Annotated in this window: 23 protein-coding genes and 1 pseudogene; 15 read left to right on the top strand and 9 right to left on the bottom strand. The window is 35.9% G+C overall.

Translation table 11 applies throughout. The features are described 5' to 3' along the window. Positions 1–79: 79 nt before the first annotated feature. Positions 80–331, bottom strand: a complete 252-nt coding sequence (locus MHB40_RS10655; RefSeq protein WP_342443459.1) for a hypothetical protein — start codon at positions 329–331, stop codon at positions 80–82. Between the two features lie 132 nt (positions 332–463). Between MHB40_RS10655 and MHB40_RS10650 the strand changes: the two genes are divergently transcribed. The 4 genes from MHB40_RS10650 to MHB40_RS10635 all read left to right on the top strand — a co-directional run bounded on the left by MHB40_RS10650 (position 464) and on the right by MHB40_RS10635 (position 2,987). Then, entirely contained in the window at positions 464–997 is a 534-nt protein-coding gene (locus MHB40_RS10650; RefSeq protein WP_342534545.1) for an HXXEE domain-containing protein, read from the top strand. Positions 998–1,037: 40 nt separating this feature from the next. Then, complete coding sequence (locus MHB40_RS10645) at positions 1,038–1,229, top strand: hypothetical protein (RefSeq protein WP_342534544.1); 192 nt, start codon at positions 1,038–1,040, stop codon at positions 1,227–1,229. 99 nt (positions 1,230–1,328) lie between these two features. Next, positions 1,329–2,264 (top strand): bile acid:sodium symporter family protein, encoded by a 936-nt coding sequence (locus MHB40_RS10640; RefSeq protein ID WP_342534543.1) that lies wholly within the window; start codon positions 1,329–1,331, stop codon positions 2,262–2,264. Positions 2,265–2,339: 75 nt separating this feature from the next. After that, positions 2,340–2,987, top strand: coding sequence for a pentapeptide repeat-containing protein (locus tag MHB40_RS10635; RefSeq protein ID WP_342534542.1), 648 nt, complete (start codon positions 2,340–2,342; stop codon positions 2,985–2,987). A 314-nt stretch (positions 2,988–3,301) separates the two neighbouring features. On the opposite strand, the gene MHB40_RS10630 is transcribed toward MHB40_RS10635, so the two are convergent. From MHB40_RS10630 to MHB40_RS10610, 5 genes are all read right to left on the bottom strand, one after another. After that, positions 3,302–3,466 carry a hypothetical protein gene (locus tag MHB40_RS10630; RefSeq protein ID WP_342534541.1) on the bottom strand — a complete coding sequence of 55 codons (165 nt, stop codon included), beginning with the start codon at positions 3,464–3,466 and terminating at the stop codon, positions 3,302–3,304. A 12-nt stretch (positions 3,467–3,478) separates the two neighbouring features. After that, on the bottom strand, positions 3,479–4,243 hold the full coding sequence (locus MHB40_RS10625; RefSeq protein WP_342443454.1) for a class I SAM-dependent methyltransferase: 765 nt from the start codon (positions 4,241–4,243) through the stop codon (positions 3,479–3,481). 140 nt (positions 4,244–4,383) lie between these two features. Further along, positions 4,384–4,893: a MepB family protein gene (locus MHB40_RS10620; RefSeq protein WP_342443453.1), complete on the bottom strand. Its 510-nt coding sequence runs from the start codon at positions 4,891–4,893 to the stop codon at positions 4,384–4,386. A gap of 173 nt (positions 4,894–5,066) precedes the next feature. Beyond that, positions 5,067–5,330: a hypothetical protein gene (locus tag MHB40_RS10615; RefSeq protein ID WP_342443452.1), complete on the bottom strand. Its 264-nt coding sequence runs from the start codon at positions 5,328–5,330 to the stop codon at positions 5,067–5,069. A 64-nt stretch (positions 5,331–5,394) separates the two neighbouring features. Beyond that, complete coding sequence (locus MHB40_RS10610; RefSeq protein WP_342443451.1) at positions 5,395–5,850, bottom strand: hypothetical protein; 456 nt, start codon at positions 5,848–5,850, stop codon at positions 5,395–5,397. A gap of 442 nt (positions 5,851–6,292) precedes the next feature. Between MHB40_RS10610 and MHB40_RS10605 the strand changes: the two genes are divergently transcribed. Next, complete coding sequence (locus tag MHB40_RS10605; RefSeq protein WP_342443450.1) at positions 6,293–7,111, top strand: MerR family transcriptional regulator; 819 nt, start codon at positions 6,293–6,295, stop codon at positions 7,109–7,111. Between the two features lie 21 nt (positions 7,112–7,132). Next, positions 7,133–8,286, top strand: a pseudogene (locus MHB40_RS10600) (MFS transporter). Positions 8,287–8,548: 262 nt separating this feature from the next. Here the strand turns inward: MHB40_RS10600 and MHB40_RS10595 are convergent. Next, the gene (locus MHB40_RS10595) at positions 8,549–8,929 is read right to left on the bottom strand and encodes a cytidine deaminase (protein WP_342443448.1); all 381 of its coding nucleotides are present in this window, start codon (positions 8,927–8,929) and stop codon (positions 8,549–8,551) included. Between the two features lie 113 nt (positions 8,930–9,042). Here MHB40_RS10595 and MHB40_RS10590 point away from each other — a divergent pair, with 113 nt between their 5' ends. Further along, positions 9,043–9,216: a hypothetical protein gene (locus MHB40_RS10590; RefSeq protein WP_342534540.1), complete on the top strand. Its 174-nt coding sequence runs from the start codon at positions 9,043–9,045 to the stop codon at positions 9,214–9,216. Positions 9,217–9,620: 404 nt separating this feature from the next. Here MHB40_RS10590 and MHB40_RS10585 read toward each other — a convergent pair whose 3' ends face one another. After that, a complete protein-coding gene (locus MHB40_RS10585) occupies positions 9,621–10,016 on the bottom strand; it encodes an NUDIX domain-containing protein (protein ID WP_342534539.1) in 396 nt (131 codons plus the stop codon). Between the two features lie 174 nt (positions 10,017–10,190). Between MHB40_RS10585 and MHB40_RS10580 the strand changes: the two genes are divergently transcribed. From MHB40_RS10580 to MHB40_RS10545, 8 genes are all read left to right on the top strand, one after another. Next, complete coding sequence (locus tag MHB40_RS10580; protein ID WP_205443146.1) at positions 10,191–10,391, top strand: hypothetical protein; 201 nt, start codon at positions 10,191–10,193, stop codon at positions 10,389–10,391. 123 nt (positions 10,392–10,514) lie between these two features. After that, positions 10,515–10,712: a hypothetical protein gene (locus MHB40_RS10575; protein WP_342534538.1), complete on the top strand. Its 198-nt coding sequence runs from the start codon at positions 10,515–10,517 to the stop codon at positions 10,710–10,712. A 426-nt stretch (positions 10,713–11,138) separates the two neighbouring features. Next, entirely contained in the window at positions 11,139–11,684 is a 546-nt protein-coding gene (locus tag MHB40_RS10570) for a hypothetical protein (protein WP_342534537.1), read from the top strand. 131 nt (positions 11,685–11,815) lie between these two features. Next, positions 11,816–12,283, top strand: a complete 468-nt coding sequence (locus MHB40_RS10565; protein ID WP_342534536.1) for a DinB family protein — start codon at positions 11,816–11,818, stop codon at positions 12,281–12,283. Between the two features lie 51 nt (positions 12,284–12,334). After that, positions 12,335–12,805, top strand: a complete 471-nt coding sequence (locus tag MHB40_RS10560; RefSeq protein ID WP_342534535.1) for a hypothetical protein — start codon at positions 12,335–12,337, stop codon at positions 12,803–12,805. Between the two features lie 333 nt (positions 12,806–13,138). Next, positions 13,139–14,011: a DMT family transporter gene (locus MHB40_RS10555; protein ID WP_066038472.1), complete on the top strand. Its 873-nt coding sequence runs from the start codon at positions 13,139–13,141 to the stop codon at positions 14,009–14,011. 107 nt (positions 14,012–14,118) lie between these two features. Next, positions 14,119–14,316 carry a hypothetical protein gene (locus MHB40_RS10550; protein WP_205443137.1) on the top strand — a complete coding sequence of 66 codons (198 nt, stop codon included), beginning with the start codon at positions 14,119–14,121 and terminating at the stop codon, positions 14,314–14,316. 238 nt (positions 14,317–14,554) lie between these two features. Then, complete coding sequence (locus MHB40_RS10545; RefSeq protein WP_342443441.1) at positions 14,555–15,082, top strand: N-acetyltransferase; 528 nt, start codon at positions 14,555–14,557, stop codon at positions 15,080–15,082. Between the two features lie 55 nt (positions 15,083–15,137). Here the strand turns inward: MHB40_RS10545 and MHB40_RS10540 are convergent, their stop codons facing one another. Then, a complete protein-coding gene (locus tag MHB40_RS10540) occupies positions 15,138–15,938 on the bottom strand; it encodes an SDR family NAD(P)-dependent oxidoreductase (RefSeq protein WP_342534534.1) in 801 nt (266 codons plus the stop codon). Between the last annotated feature and the right edge of the window lie 112 nt (positions 15,939–16,050).

Below are 16,050 nucleotides of genomic sequence, written 5' to 3'. Positions count from 1 at the left end.
TACCTTAAAAAGGAAAAATAAAGACAGCAGGTTCCTACTAGATTTGCATAATTATTATATCAATAAATCATTTTAACCTTCATAATCTTTTATGTTTAGCCAATTTCTCGTTACCTCGTTTAAAATTACCCGTAATTTTAGCTAACAATAACTGGACTTCCTTTATCTGACCCTTCACTTCCTGAATTTTTGCTAGAAGACGCTCAGCCTCTTTCTCCTTGACGATTTTAATTTGCTTCCCTTCATAATAAATAACGACAGTTCCCTTTTTGGTCATTTGATAAGTAAATGGTTCCTCGTTTAGTCTATTACGTTTATCGATTTCACTCATCGCTTCATCCTCTGATTTCTTAATAATAATGAATCTTAGCTAAATTCCAATATGTTATTATTAACATATGTTATATAAAAATGGTATTTTCAGGGTCACTTTCAGCATAGTGATAAGGAGAGAGGTATGTATATGGAATGGTTGAATGTTCAAACACTTATTTGGTTGTTTCCTATTTTATTTATTATCCATGACTTTGAAGAAATTATTATGATAGAGAAATGGTTACATCACAATCGTCATAAGCTGTATGAAAGATTACCCCCAAAAATAGCCGATAAAGTGGTGAAACAATTTTCAATGACCACAGCTCAATTTGCTGTTGCTGTCTTATTTATCTTCTTGTTTGTCAGTCTCTCTACCATTCTGACTAACTACTATTTTCTAAATGGAGTCACTTTTACTATCTATTTTTTCACAGCTGTTACACTTGTTTTCTTTATCCATGCTTTTACCCATATTGGACAATCGCTCTTATTTCGTTCTATCACCCCAGGAGCGATAACATCAGCGATCATCATTATTCCCTATAGTATTATTTTATTTAAATCTTTGTTTACTAGTGGCATCCTTACGTGGCCTATCGTTTTGATAAGTCTTCCTTTTGGCATACTATTTTTCCCCATTGTCTTTACTGCGCATTGGATAGGAAAAAGAGTGATATAAATACATGTTCATCGTGAAAAGAAAGAAAGGAGGAAATAGAATGGCAAAAATTCCGATCTTTTTAAAATTGATGATTGGTATTGGGATGATGATTATCCTAGCCTCGTTGTACTTTTTAAAAGACCATCCTTATTATTTATGGGTTAGGTGGACAGGTAATATTTTATTGATCGTTGGCATTGTATGGATTCCGTTTATTAAAGAAACGGATAAAAAACAGATAAATACTTAGCTGGTTTTATCTCCTTCACATAGACCTTCGTTTTTTTCTGGAAATACGCCTACAATTATAATAATATGATAAAATCAGATAAAAAAAGAAGGTCTTTGTATGTTAGAAAAACTAAATGTATTTCTCCAAAAATACATTGCAATCCTGACACCATTAAGTTTAATTGTAGGTGTGTTCTTAGAAAGCATTGGACATCATTTATTATTCCTCGTCTCCTGGCTATTTGCCTTTATGACATTCTCAGGAAGCTTACATATGAAATTTAAAGATGTAAAAATTTTCATGAAGCATCCAGTACTCATTTTATTCTCCATCCTTTTTCTTCATCTCTTGATGCCTTTATGGGCGTATTTCTTGTCCACCGTTTTATTCGATGACCATTTGTTGACTGTTGGTTTTGTCTTAGCGGTTGCACTCCCAACAGGCGTAACGAGTGTTATTTGGATCAATATTTGCAAAGGAAACTTACCGTTAGGCTTATCGATTATTTTAATTGATACACTCCTTTCTCCCATCATCCTGCCCTTCATCCTCTATATCGTTTCGGGTGAAAAAATTGAGTTGGATGTGGCATCCCTGATGCTGAACTTGCTGTGGATGATTGTCTTACCTACGATTTTAGGTATTTTAGTGAATGAACTTTCAAAAGGAGCCATCCCCCAAAAAATCGGTAAGAAGCTTGCTCCTTTTTCCAAGCTATGTTTATTTGCAGTTATACTGATTAATAGTAGTGCGATTGCTCCCTACTTAAAGGATATCAACATGCATCTCTTATTCGTGGTGCTTTTAGTGTTCTTGCTTGCTATATCAGGCTATCTATTTGCTTACCTCATTGGTCGATACCTGTTAAAAGATGGCCCTCAAATGGCAACCTTTGTTTTTACTGGTGGCATGAGAAATATTGCCGTCGGTGTCATTGTGGCTACAACGTACTTTCCAGGTAAAGTCGCCATGCCGGTTGTGTTCGGTATGCTATTTCAACAGGTGCTAGCCTCTGTTTTTAGTAAGATGGTGACAAAAAGCTCCGTTGTGTAGACAGTGTTCTTATTTTAGATTTGCACTTATACTAAATAGGAAAAGCTTTTATTTACATTTGAAGGGTGTGCTAATATGTCATACAATTTCCAACTTACCTCACCAAAAATACCTCCGAATCTTGACAAGGCAAACTTTCAGGATATTTTTTATGATGAAGAACCCTATTTAACAAATTGCATGATTGCTGATACGGTTATGGATCACGAGGATGTTGAACGATTAATCGTCTCTAAAGCTATCTTTAAAAATGTCACATTCATCAATTGTACCTTTCAAAAAATTGATTTAACGGATGTCATTTTTGAAAACTGTGATTTATCTAACTCCAACCTAAGTGAAGGCATCATTCATAGAGTGGCCTTTAAAAACTGCAAATTATTGGGTTTGAATTTAACTGAAGCAAACCTCGGCAATGTTTCATTTGAAAATTGTCTTGCAAACTTATGCAATTTCCCTGAAGTGCGTTTCAAACAAGTACTATTTGATAACACCTCCCTACAAGGTGCTAATTTTTATGATTGTTTACTTAATAAAGTGGCGTTTCAGGAAAGTGATCTAAATGATGTGGATTTCTCTCAAACTTCGTTAAAAGGAATAGACATCAGTACATGTCAATTTAAAAGACTACAAGTCACTCCAGAAAGTTTAAATGGGTGTGAAGTATCTTCTGAACAAGCGATAGGCTTTGCTTCATTACTAGGATTGAAGGTTAAATACTAGTTTGAGTGCTTAAAAGTTTAAGAAAAAAATAAAGCGCTTATCCTTATTCACGGATAGCGCTCACTACTTTTTTAGTTTTATACTGCTATTTGAGGGCTATCCCCCTATTTTGCGGGGCTATCCTTCACTTTGAGCGTTCTATCCGCTACTTTTTCAGTTCTATCCTGCATTTTTAGAATTCTATCCTGCTATTTGAGGGTTATCCTCCACTTTAAGCGTTCTATCCGCTACTTTTTCAGTTCTATCCTGCTCTTTTAGAATTCTATCCTGCTATTTGAGGGCTATCCTGCTCTTTTAGAATTCTATCCTTCTATTCAAGGGCTATCCTCCACTTTGAACGTTCTATCCGCTACTTTTTCAGTTTTATCCTGCCCTTTTAGAATTCTATCCTTCACTTTGAGCATTCTATCCGCTACTTTTTCAGTTCTATCCTTCACTTTTAGAACTCTATCCGCTACTTTTTCAGTTTTATCCTTCACTTTCGATTATCTTTATTTAAAAGCTAAAATAGTAAATTCCCATGGGATATTTTCATTTTTCCAACCACGATGCTCATCAAATTTCTTTAATTTGAAACCTGATGTGATGACAGCATTTATTATTTCACTAAGTGTATAAAACCGTATAGATACATCTGGAAAGTCTTGTTGTTCATGCTCATCAAAGAAATGCTTATACGCTAAGTCTCCATTTTGTAATTCTTGGTCAAAATAACCTTGTTGGATTTGATATTGGATTTCAGCGTTAGGCCCTTTAACTATACATCTTCTTAAGGGATGAAAATCACTGAGAATCATTTCCCCACCATCTTTTAGTAAAGAAAACAGAATCAACATGAATTTATCAATATCATTAAAATAGTGTAATATGCCACCTTCTAAATAAATCATGTCAAAATGGCTTCTATACTTTGTTAAGTCAATATCATCAATATCAGTGACAATATAATGAATAGAGGTATTTGCATGTTCTGCTAATTCTAAGGCATATTTTTGGTTTTCTGCTGAAATATCAAATACGGTTACTTCAGCACCTAATAATGCTAATGGTACTGCTTTTCTGCCATTTGAACCGCAAATATTGGCAATCTTCTTTCCTTCAATATGTTCAAAGTATTGTTTGTGCTTTTTAAGACATGCGCTAGGGTTTTCTAATATATGAATAGCCAAATCCTTAGGGGTGCCGTTGCTTTTATTCCAAAATTCATATGCTCGATATTCCCACGCCTTTTTATTTTTTATGCTTTGTTCATTCATCTTCAGTATTACGCCTCCTCTGTAGAACGTTGATTAGCTTTTAATATTTGTTATGGTATTCGACACCTAAAATAAAAATGACGCCTATCCATGTTCCAGGATGGCGCCCGATTGAATGACACAGTTAAAGATACCTAATTTTAGAAGGCGTATAATTTTAATAGCTCATGGATTGATAAACGAGAAGTAGCGTCCACTTTAACAAAATACGGTGATTGCCACTTTTTAGTTGCGATTGCCTGTTTGCTGGTGGGCGTATCCCAACTAGGGTAAACTCTAATAGCCATTTTCCCCTTTGTATTAGCCGTTTTAAGGATGTTTTGTTGTAAAAGAACTTCTTTTGGAAATACAAATTGGCCAAAATCCCCATTAGTATGAAAAGTGTTTATTACCAGTAAATCAGTGGCGTTCTCATATGAGAATGCTTGGTTTTTATTAGCTGCATCCTTTTCCCAAAAGGAAACAAACTGTCCTACCTTGGTAGGTGTTATTTTTGCGACTCTAAATCGAACTGATTTCGAATCCAACTGAAACATCCCAGCCCCGTAATCAGCATTTTGAGTTTCCTCTTGGATGTTTTTTATAGTCAAATGATGAGGTGCATAAAGTAATTCATTTACATATGTTAACGCTTTATTAAATTCATTCATAGTTTTACTCCCTATCTTATATGACGAATACCAGTCTATCATTTGCGAACTTGTTACTGTAATTTAAAAAAGCTGTATATAAATGAAACAAAGAATAACAATCAAAACATGGATATGCCAATGTTTTGATTGTTATATTGTGTCCCTAACTTACATTTTTTGATTTTGTATACTTAATTCATTTCTTCTGTTAAAAATCTTTCTCCAAAAGTTGTCATTGTGACTTGAGTTAGATCAACAGAGTGAACTCTTTCATCGTTATATGTATCATCATCGCCAAACCAATAAATTGTAACATCAGCAATATATGTTCTATCATGCATATATTCAATAAGATCTGCCCAAATGTCTAAATTAATATTGTAATCTGTATGAACAGGTATATGGCCATTTTTGATTTCATTTAAGATATTAAGTATTATTTCTTTGTTTTCCAATTAACAACATCACCTTTCCGAAGCGGTGTTTGGTACTGCTCAAAGTAACATTAGTTTGTGATTTTCATATCCCCATGTGATAGATATAATAATTGCCCTCAGACAGTTGTTTAGATATAGAACTCATTTTTTCAAATTTGGCTATCGCATAGTCTCTATCGAAACGCAGTAATTCATCCTCAGAGTAATCATGGTAATAAATCATTTTGAGGATTTCCTCTGGACCATTTTTTAATAAATCACACCAAGCAGTAAAAATCGAAATAAGGCAAGGAGCCGAATGTTCTTCAAATAGGGTGACGCCAATGTTATGAAAGCCTATGTCTTGAGGCATGCCAGGCAAGCTAGGGTTCCTGCATGGAATCCATGTAAGTGAATCAAAAATATATTCAACTAGGTTGTCTTCAAGTCCAATGTATTCAACAATTAAATCTTTGTATTGCTCTTTATCTCTCCAAAAATATTGAAAAAATTCTTCATCTTGTGTTTCGGTCTTTTTTATTAAATAAAAATCATGCATAAATACCCTCCATATGTAGTAAAACCATTTAATGTAATTAATAACCATCTTATCATATAATGTTCATTCATTTGTTTCAAATATTTATCTTAGTTGTAATAAAGTATGCTGCTTCGTTAATTGAATGAAATATAGCCCCCAAACCATCGTTTGATAATATAAGTTAAAAAAATAGGGAAACATTGTGGCATTACTATTACTTAAGATTTTTAAAATGTAGTTTAATTGATTTACATTGATCCAAAACGGTGCGCTACTAAGAGTGGGAGGTTCTTTTGGACCAGACTTTTTTGCGAAATTGGCTAATAGTGACAGCGCCTTACTACAGCTTATTGGAGGAAGGCTCCTTAAAGTGGTTTAAAAAGTTTCTTTTACACACTTGACTTTCCCCTGTACTGGAAACTATATACTTACATTAAGTTATTAGATTGGAGGTGATATTTTGTTTAAAATCAGTGAGTTTTCTAGGCTAAGCAAAGTATCCTTAAAAACATTGCGCTATTATGATCAGATTGGCATATTAAAGCCGAGAAAGGTGGACGATGACACCTGCTACCGATATTATTCAGCAGACCAGCTACTTGAGCTCAACCGAATCTTTCTCTATAAGGAATTGGGGTTCACCTTGCCACAAATTATACGTTTGCTCCATGAGGATATTACGTTAAAAGATATTCAAGGGATGTTTAAGCTGAAGAAAAATGAAATCCAACATATTATCGATACAGAACAAGCCAAGCTCGCACGGATTGAAGAGCGTATGCAACTTTTAGAACGAGAGGGACAAGTGGAATCAGATCAAGAAATCCGAATCAAGGCAGAAGGTGCTCAGCAGTTTCTTTCATTGAAAGCACGCGGGAGAGAAGAAGATATTCCAGACCTGTTTCGTACATTTAATCAATTATTAACAAAGGAAATACGCCATTTGGCTCAAAGTCCCCAGGTCGTTTTATGGAAAGAAATAGAGGAAAAAGAAGACGAGTTTGAATTTGAAGTCGGGTATTTTTTAACCAAGGAGCTTCCATCATTCCCCGATACATTTCAACTACGGACGCTTCCTTCAGAGTCAATGATGGCCACAATGACCTTTCGTTCGGATTCTAACTTTGCTTGTACAGCCTGTGTTGATTTAGCTAACTGGATTGTGAAAAATAACTATCAGATCAAGGAAAACGAACCAGGTAGAGAAATATATTTGCCATTATCTACAACACAAAACGTCCAATTAATGGAAATACAAATACCTATTACAAATAGATAGCTGAAAGAAGAGTGAAATGAGTTGAAAAATAATCTGATTATCTATGTTTTATCGCTTGTTGTTTTTCTAATCGGAACAGTTGAATACATTATTACAGGCGTGATTGAAATGATTGCTGTGGACTTTGAAGTAACGATTTCAGAAGCTGGGTTATTGGTGACTTTATTTGCCCTTGCAGCAGCCATTTTCGCTCCAATTCTCATAGCGCTCACGATAAATATGGATCGCAAAAAGTTGCTCCTGGCTACCCTTAGTGTGTTCATTGTCAGCAACGGATTAATGTTTATAAGCCCTTCTTATGAATTTGCACTATAGATACGAATTATTCAAGGGGTTAGACAGTGGTAGCCATGGCAGTAGCTACGCGACTAGTTGAAAAAGAACGAAGAGGCCGTGCTATCGGCATAATTTTGATGGGCCTAAGCAGTTCGCTCGTGCTAGGTGTTCCAATTGGCACCTTTTTTAGTGAAATGTTTGGATGGAGAGTTTTATTTATATTGATCGGTTTATTAACCATTTTGCCATTGTTTATCATCTATAAAAAAGTTCCAGTCATCAAGGAGGAAGAAGCTGTTGCCCTCAGGTCGCAACTCTTCATTTTAAAAGATTCAAAAATTCTAACTGCCCTGGCTATTACTTTATTTTATGTCGGTGGATACGCTACCCTATTTACTTATATTACGCCTTTCTTGCAAGCCTCATCCACTCTTTCTATGACCGAAATTAGTGGCATTCTATTTCTGGCGGGAATTTGCAGCTTCGTTGGTTCAAAAGTGGGCGGACAATTGGCAGATGCAAAAGGTTCGCGATTCACCATTTGGTTTGGATTGCTGTTACAAGCAGTAACACTCCTCCTCTTCGCACTATCTGGTAGCAATCTCTTTGTATTGATCTTGGTTTTAATGATTTTTATGGTAGCAACATGGAGTATCTCCCCTGCCCAGCAGCTACTTCTTGTCACGCTGGTACCTCGAAATCCAGACATTGCCCTAAGTATAAATACTTCCTTTATCCAATTTGGTTTTGCACTGGGCTCGGCATTAGGCGGATTTGTCATCGGCCATACCTCTGTCCTAAATTTGAATTGGGTAGGTTTTGGTACTGTAAGCATCGCTTTATTTCTTGCTATTTTGCTATTCAAAAAAACCCCTATTGCTACGAAAGTAAACTATTAAATAGCACTAATTCTACTTTTATATTGAAAATCGGCATCTTCAATATAAAGGTAGTTTTTCTAATCCAATTAGGAATGAATGAGGCCAACCTTTAGTAAAGCTTCCCTTTTGTCAATATAATGGAGGGTCTCCCCATACTATGCCCCTGCAGGAATATGTACTCATGATTAAAATCATTTCATACGTGGTGATATAGGTCAGTGTGCCATTTGATGTACCTGTGGCAGCCTCCTCATCAATGCCTTCCGTTGTATCAACATTCTCATACCCAACGAATAGGAAGTAAGTCACCTATAGTCAAGATCGTATTCTCTCCTACCATGACTTCACATTGATAGTTATCATCATGAATTTGACAAATAAACTCCCTACATCTTCCGCATGGTGGTATGATTGTTCCATCCTTGTAAACTGCAATGACTTTTTTTATTTTACTTTCACCATCCGTAATCATAGCTGCTATGGCTGCGTGTTCTGCACAAAATCCCATAGAGCAAGGCGTATCGATACACACCCCTTTATATACCTTATCATTTTCACATAAAATCGCAGCAGCAACAGATCCTGCATAAGAATTTTTTGAAATTTGTTTTGGATTTAAGGCACCTTTTGCTATAGTATATAATTCTTCAAACTCCATCATTTCCATCCCTTTATTAATCTAATTTTTTATTTTCTGTTTAACTAGATGATCTAGCTTACTTTTAATTTATCTGACTCCATCATATACTTAAGTAACGAAAAGGAGGCTAGAAAATGAAACATCATCCTTTGCACCCATGGCAGAAAGAACAGCATAAACGAGTAAAAGATTTCCATAAAAATCACGCGTTAGCAATAGAAAATGGCGAGAATGGCAATGGATTGTTAGCTAAGTGGGAAAGATTTCTCTACCATAAGGGAAAAGCTCTTTTTAAAGCAGGCAAATAATTAGCTGTTCTTTTTTAGGACAGCTCTTTTTTTGATTTCAAATCCCTTTTTGCACTATCTCCTCAAAATGTTCAGTAAAGGATTCTTCACTAACAACTAATTAAGCCACAAAATCACTAAGACTTTTTATGTTATAATTTACACAAAATACATATTAAGGTGATTCTAATGACATTTATCAGAAAATACTTGAATATTGTTTACTTCGTTACACTTTTTTTACTTTTATCTGTTTCGGATTATTTCAAAATAGGTAATTGGGATTTTCTTAATAATCTCTTCTTTTCTTTATGGGCAGTACTTGTTTATGCTTTTTTAAATTGGGCATGGGGTAGTAAAAAATATGAAAAGAAATAGCATATTGTGCAGTATCATTGGTCCATCCTGAATAGATAGAGAGACCTCTATATAAATAAAGACTGAATCTTTACAGCAACTTCTTTTGGTTTAATATCAATTGTCAACAACTTTTCAATCTCTACCCATATCGGTAGATAAGTTCCACTATCTTTATTGCTGTCTGAGTATTCTTCACCTTGTCCTGTTCCAAATTTACCCCCAATTATTTCTGATAAGAAAAAATATTGATTGCCATTAAATTTTTCCTCTGCGATACAATCCTTGACCCTAACAATTACGCCTAATTCCTCTAATGCTTCCCTCCTTGCAGTATCTTCAGGTTTTTCATTATTCTCCATTCCACCGCCTGGAAAAACATAATAAACGGTACCGTCTCTTTCCCTTCTAATAAGTGCAATCATTTTATTTTCAATTATTACAACCGAACTTCTATCCCTCATGGTTATAACCTTCTTTCAAATTTCCTAACAATTAATTGTACTATTAATTCCTTTTTATTTACTGCACATTATCCTCCGATAGTGCAGTAAATGCATCATTCCATATTTCCATATATTACCCAATTATGTTATCCTTATATAGGTAATTACCTATATATCAGGAGTTGTTATGCAATGAAAACAATGTCTACACTTGGATGGATCATATTTATTTTTGGCATTACTTTGCTTATAAGTGGAGTGGGAAGATTATCTGGTTTCTTTGAATATGATTCAGTTATTCCAAACAAATCTGTTGCACTAATATACATTTCTATGGGCTTTTTTGTCATGTTTATTTCTTACTTTGTGAAACCCAAAAAAGAAAAAGGTTAGTAGTTTTACCAATCAATATCTTTCAAGCATGTTCCTTATATTGTGCAGCAATCAAACCGAACCATGTTTTTAAATATTTCCTAATAATGTTATCATTAACCTAATATCAGGAGTTGTTATGAAGTGAAAACACATTCTAAAATTGGACATATCATATTTGTTTTAGGCATCTTATCGCTTTCAATCGGAACAGCGAGATTAACTGGTGCCCTAGAATACAATTCATTTATTTCAAATAAATCTTTTGCAGTACTATTCATTGCCATAGGGGTTTCTGTTATGTTCCTTTCATTCTTTGTAAAACCTCAAAAAGCTAAATAACTTTACTGAACAATATCTTTCAAATATTCTATAATAATGGTTTTAACCCCTCATCCACGTTAACCTTAAAGCATGATTTGATTTACATAAATTGGAGGTTACAAATGCTTGTTAATTTACGTTTCTATATACAAGTGGTTTCAACAATTTTAATTATGATCTTTGTCTTCATGAATTTTTTGGGGCATTGGACCGCAGACAGATTCGTTCAAATTATATTTTTCTTTAGTATGGTAGTCGCAGTTTTCAGTGTCGGTATGGAAACGGAGAAAAAGCTTAAAAACAGAAGCTGATTGGACGTGCTAATCGGCTTTTTTATGTTCAATCTTTTTAAAAATTCCATTTCAAATCATCTATGGTAAAAATAGATAATTACTGGTATATTATAGGTTGTATTCTATTCATTTCATGAAAGGTGGTGCATTGATGGATAAAACACTGGAAGATTTACAAAAGGAAATGATCGTTGAAGTAAAAAAAGGATTCCCCATTTTACTTGCTGGTGCCGTTGTCTTTTTACTTTTCACCCTAATGCCCTTAGTTTTGCCAATAGAAACTGTACGTTTAATTTGGATATTTGGCTTGGGCGCTATTTTTCCAATCGGTATGTTCATTAGTAAAATTCTTGGTATTAATTTAAACGCTGCTGGTAACCCTTTAGGGACGTTAGGAGGAATCGTTGCCGCTCCTCAAGCTTTTTACATACCTGTATTTATCATTGTGTATATGAACATACCAGAATACCTTCCCTTCACAATTGGTTTACTTGCAGGCTCTCATTTTCTTCCTTACATATGGATTTATAAAAGTAAAGCTTATTTATTTGTGACTTTAGGCGTCTGTTTTTCTGCTCTGATTTTAGGTGGCTTCTTTGTTGATCAAGCTTTCACACTTGTACCTTTAGCAATCTCTATCGTGTATGGAATGGGCGTTCTTTTGATTCTAAAAGAGCTTAAAGTCAATCCGATTTAATCACCTTCCTCAAGGTGATTTTTTTTTGGACACTATCTATCGTTTAATTATTCCAGACCGCATTCAACCTGAGAAATAAAGTATTCATTTCCTATCCCATGCTTGTTCCTTTACAATAAACGTATGCATAAATGAAAGGATGGATGGATTTGCTGTTTCCATATCGTAATGATCTTAGGAAAACATTAATACCTTACCTAAACAATCTTGATGAAGCGTTTTGGTATAAGAAATCCGATTTTTATCCAAATAATGTAGCTTGGGTTATTTCTCATTTATCCAGTAGCGAAGACTATTGGGTGAATGAAATTGGTCTTAAAAAACCTTGTATGTTAAACCTTCACGATGATTGTTCACCCAAGGAAATACTAGATAGCTATATTAAAATTAGAAATTATACGGATAACATTCTACATACATTAGACGATTCGCAGCTCAATCAATTAGTCGAGGTGCCAAAGTTTTCCGATGGTTGGACACCACCTTCCGTACCTACACTTAACTGGTTGTTTCATCATGTTTACTCGCATGAAGCTTACCATGTTGGGCAAATCTCTGTTATCGCGCACCTTAATGGATTTCCAAAGCCATTATTTTAATAAAGGCAAAGCAATGAAAAGAACAACTTGTTTAAATGGAGGAACAGTAATTTGAAAAAATTTCGTGGGAAAAAGCGTTATTTCCGTAACTTATGGCGAGAAACAACGGCAGACCCATATGATGTAGACTTTGGCAAAGAAGGTTGGTTTGACTTGTGGCACACCCACCTTGATTTTTACGGGTATGGCAATAATAGTTTGAAAATAGGAAGAGAGCATATAAAAGCACATATCGCCTTGTATAACCATTTATCAGAAAAGCTTTCGACACTCGGAAAACCCTATCAATTGTGGATGGAGTTCGTGGAGGAAGACGCTAGTTTGGATTCAGTAAATATACATACGCCTAATCCAGCTGAGGATAATTTCCCACTAACAATAGCAAATGTAGATTGGGATTGCCATGTCCCAAAATTCTTTAAGGATTTAATAAATCTGAACGAATTGAATGTAGGACACTATAAGCAGGAATCAACTAATAGCTACTTCATCCAGTCTAAAAATAATGGGGTGAAATTGTAAAGGCGGAAATCTACAAAAGGAAGGTTTCCCCCACCATACTCTCTGTTGTGGTGATTAACAGAATGCAGGATACCTCGTCTAATTTGGATGGTTTGTTCTTCATGTTTCTTTCCCCCTATCTCGTATGGAAATAATCCTATTTTCATCCATAACCCCTAGGAAAACAATGTATATTCTATTATACTTAATAAAAAATGACTTGAGGATGGTGGGATGATTATGATGTTTGCTCCATTATTTGAACAGGATGTACCAGCACTTCTTCTTCCTTAACGGTAGAAGCGCTTTTTCTCCGTTAAGGGCATAGGTATCTATGAAAACGGAGGAAAAAACATGGGAAATCTAGTAATCGGCGCCATCTTTTTATCGCTTGCCGCAAGTATTTGGGGTGCTATGTATGTCGTCGTTAAAGTAGTGGTGGAGGTTGTGCCACCATTAGAGCTTGTTTGGATGCGTTATTTAATTGCGGTGATTGCACTCGGTATCATTGGTATCGTGATGAAGCAATCTTGGAAAATAGTGAAAAAAGATTGGCTGATTATTTTTCTTGTTGGACTTATCGGGAACACCATTTCGATTGTTACGCAGGAAATGGGTACAATGCTGTCCACTGCGCAGATGGGGGCAATCATTACAGCGACAACTCCTGCTTTTATGGTCGTCTTTGCCCGTTTGATTTTAAAAGAAAGCATTACGCTGAAAAAGTGTTTGTCCATCGCTCTTGCCACGATGGGCGTGGGGATCATTGTAGGTAACGGACAAATCGACGTGACACAGCAATTAGGTGGACTCTACTTACTGCTTGCAGCCTTAACGTGGGCATTGATGTCGGTATTAATCAAAAAGGTGCCAAGCCATTACTCACAAATTGTTGTTACGACCTATACATCTTTGATTGCCGTGATGCTATTGACGCCCTTTGTCCTTCCAAGGCTACAGGATTTGGATCTAGCAAGTGTTTTGCAGCCAACGATTTCAGGGGGCTTGCTCTACCTAGGCATTGTCTCAACAGCTGGTGGTTTTTTACTGTGGAATAAAGGGCTTCAACTAATGAATGCGTCTAGTGGTGGCTTATTTTTCTTCTTTCAACCTATTGTTGGCACATTTTTAGGCTGGCTCTTATTGGGAGAGACGATCGGGCTTTCCTTTTGGATTGGCTCCCTGTTAATTTTTAGTGGCGTTTTTATTGTCATTCGAGAGGAATAAATCGAAGTGCGTTTCTATGTAAGATAGAGACGCACTTTTTGCATCTCTATAGTCATCGAAAATCATGTTAGCACATATATTGCAAAAGCCTAAAGGAGCTGATACTATTGATCACCTTTTTAAATAACTTAAAGGATTTTACTTTATTAATTTTTTTACTTGCTAGTATGATCTATTGTCGACAGCTAAAATTAACGAAGTGGCAACGAAAATTATCGCTTGGTGAATGGAGCATGTATATCCTCCTTTCTATTGCCCTTCCCCTTTACGCAGTGCTTTATCTTGCTTTTCTTTTAGGGACATAGGAACATGAAATTTTTGGAGGGATTTCATGTTTCAAACAGTCGATTCACCGATTTTTCCTTTATTTTCGAGTGAATAGCATTTTATAAAGCGCTCAAGTTCGCTATACTATAAACAGTCTATATGGGAGGCTTTTGTTTGTTCAACTTATGTTTAAGCATTGTGAGTACGCTTTCTTAATACAGGGAATGTAGCAAGAAAGCACCATTTATAGATTTTCAAAAGAACAGGAGATTACAAATGGACATGATTATTAGACAAGAACTCACAGCAGATTATCAAACAACGGAGGCCATCGTGAAAAGTGCTTTTTTGAATGAAGCATACAGTGATCATCAGGAGCATTTGCTGGTACAGCGCATTCGCCAAACAGATGCCTTTATCCCTGAGCTATCACTCGTTGCTATTCAACAAGATGAACTGGTTGGTCATATTCTTTTATCAAAAATTCACATACTGGATGGTGACAAAGCTGTGGAATCATTAGCTCTTGCCCCTGTCTCAGTTGCCCCTTCTCATCAGAAAATGGGCATCGGCAGTCAATTAATTCGTGCGGCTCTCAAAAAAGCACAGGAGCTAGGGTACCATTCTGTCATTCTGTTAGGTCACAAAGATTACTACCCAAAGTTTGGCTTTCAACCAGCAAGCAACTGGCATATTCGAGCACCGTTTGAAGTACCAGACGAAGCATTTATGGCTCTTGAATTAACAGAAAATGCACTTGCCGATGTGCGGGGTATTGTGCGTTATTCAGAAGCTTTTGCATAATAAAAAGAGAGGTTGTCCTAAAAATAGGCAACCTCTTTTTATAATTGTTTTTTCGCTATAAAGATGCTAGCCAGTTATTAGTATCAGCGATGGTTGGGTTAGCGAGATAATGGCCGCCTTCAATTTGCAATGTTTGGCCCGTCATAAATTTTGATTCGTCAGAGGCTAAAAATACCACTGCATGGCCAATATCATCTGCTTCCCCATGATAAGGTAGCGCATTAAATTTTCCATAGATTGCTAGCATTTCCTCTGGCATATTGTTTTTCGCAGCTGGTGTTAAAATAAGCCCTGGTGCAACCGCATTACAACGAATATGATCCTTCCCAAATTGTGTGGCAATGTTTCTCGTCATATTCACCACCCCTGCTTTTGTCGCCCCATAGGCTGTACGGATTTGGTCACTGGCGAATGCCGCCATAGAAGCCGTATTAATAATTGAGCCCCCGCCCGCTTTTTGCATATGCGGAATCGCAAAACGACTGCCAAGTAAGATGGATTTTAAGTTCACATTCACTAAACGGTCCCACTCGTCTAAATCAATATTCAATACATCTAAATCCTTCTTCAGGTTAGTTAGACCAACATTATTAAAGAGCACCGTTAATGAGCCGTATCGTTCTACCGTGAAGTTCACGGCCGCTTCAATGGAGGAAGCATCCCCTGCATCAAGGAAAATCGCTGCCGCCTCATACCCTTCTTTGACTAAAGTAGCTGCCGCCTCTTTTGCCCCCTCTACATTGAAATCAGCAATAACTACTTTTGCGCCCTCTTTTGCTAATAAGCTAGCTGCGGATAAACCAATACCAGAAGCCCCACCTGTCACTAATGCCACTTTATTTTTTACTCGATCCATTTTTAATTCCTCCTTCAATCACACGAAAAAGAGCGAATTAGCTCTCTTACCGTTAAATAGTTTAACATTAAACTATTTATTTTTAAACTAATAGCCTTGAATGTGAAGTGTA

This window comes from Lysinibacillus sp. FSL K6-0057, from assembly GCF_038630885.1.
Taxonomy (GTDB): domain Bacteria; phylum Bacillota; class Bacilli; order Bacillales_A; family Planococcaceae; genus Lysinibacillus; species Lysinibacillus fusiformis_F.
The sequence above is the reverse complement of the archived record's forward strand: the minus strand, read 5'-3'. Positions and strand labels throughout refer to the sequence as shown.

What these genes read in the sequence shown, in the direction of transcription:
- MHB40_RS10655 (WP_342443459.1), bottom strand. Translation starts at nt 331, where the DNA reads ATGAGTGAAATCGATAAACGTAATAGACTAAACGAGGAACCATTTACT.
- MHB40_RS10610 (WP_342443451.1), bottom strand. Translation starts at nt 5,850, where the DNA reads ATGCATGATTTTTATTTAATAAAAAAGACCGAAACACAAGATGAAGAA.
- MHB40_RS10640 (WP_342534543.1), top strand. Translation starts at nt 1,329, where the DNA reads ATGTTAGAAAAACTAAATGTATTTCTCCAAAAATACATTGCAATCCTG.
- MHB40_RS10540 (WP_342534534.1), bottom strand. Translation starts at nt 15,938, where the DNA reads ATGGATCGAGTAAAAAATAAAGTGGCATTAGTGACAGGTGGGGCTTCT.
- MHB40_RS10625 (WP_342443454.1), bottom strand. Translation starts at nt 4,243, where the DNA reads ATGAATGAACAAAGCATAAAAAATAAAAAGGCGTGGGAATATCGAGCA.
- MHB40_RS10545 (WP_342443441.1), top strand. Translation starts at nt 14,555, where the DNA reads ATGGACATGATTATTAGACAAGAACTCACAGCAGATTATCAAACAACG.
- MHB40_RS10580 (WP_205443146.1), top strand. Translation starts at nt 10,191, where the DNA reads ATGAAAACAATGTCTACACTTGGATGGATCATATTTATTTTTGGCATT.
- MHB40_RS10585 (WP_342534539.1), bottom strand. Translation starts at nt 10,016, where the DNA reads ATGAGGGATAGAAGTTCGGTTGTAATAATTGAAAATAAAATGATTGCA.
- MHB40_RS10565 (WP_342534536.1), top strand. Translation starts at nt 11,816, where the DNA reads ATGAAAGGATGGATGGATTTGCTGTTTCCATATCGTAATGATCTTAGG.
- MHB40_RS10570 (WP_342534537.1), top strand. Translation starts at nt 11,139, where the DNA reads ATGGATAAAACACTGGAAGATTTACAAAAGGAAATGATCGTTGAAGTA.
- MHB40_RS10635 (WP_342534542.1), top strand. Translation starts at nt 2,340, where the DNA reads ATGTCATACAATTTCCAACTTACCTCACCAAAAATACCTCCGAATCTT.
- MHB40_RS10645 (WP_342534544.1), top strand. Translation starts at nt 1,038, where the DNA reads ATGGCAAAAATTCCGATCTTTTTAAAATTGATGATTGGTATTGGGATG.
- MHB40_RS10590 (WP_342534540.1), top strand. Translation starts at nt 9,043, where the DNA reads ATGAAACATCATCCTTTGCACCCATGGCAGAAAGAACAGCATAAACGA.
- MHB40_RS10650 (WP_342534545.1), top strand. Translation starts at nt 464, where the DNA reads ATGGAATGGTTGAATGTTCAAACACTTATTTGGTTGTTTCCTATTTTA.
- MHB40_RS10595 (WP_342443448.1), bottom strand. Translation starts at nt 8,929, where the DNA reads ATGATGGAGTTTGAAGAATTATATACTATAGCAAAAGGTGCCTTAAAT.
- MHB40_RS10620 (WP_342443453.1), bottom strand. Translation starts at nt 4,893, where the DNA reads ATGAATGAATTTAATAAAGCGTTAACATATGTAAATGAATTACTTTAT.
- MHB40_RS10555 (WP_066038472.1), top strand. Translation starts at nt 13,139, where the DNA reads ATGGGAAATCTAGTAATCGGCGCCATCTTTTTATCGCTTGCCGCAAGT.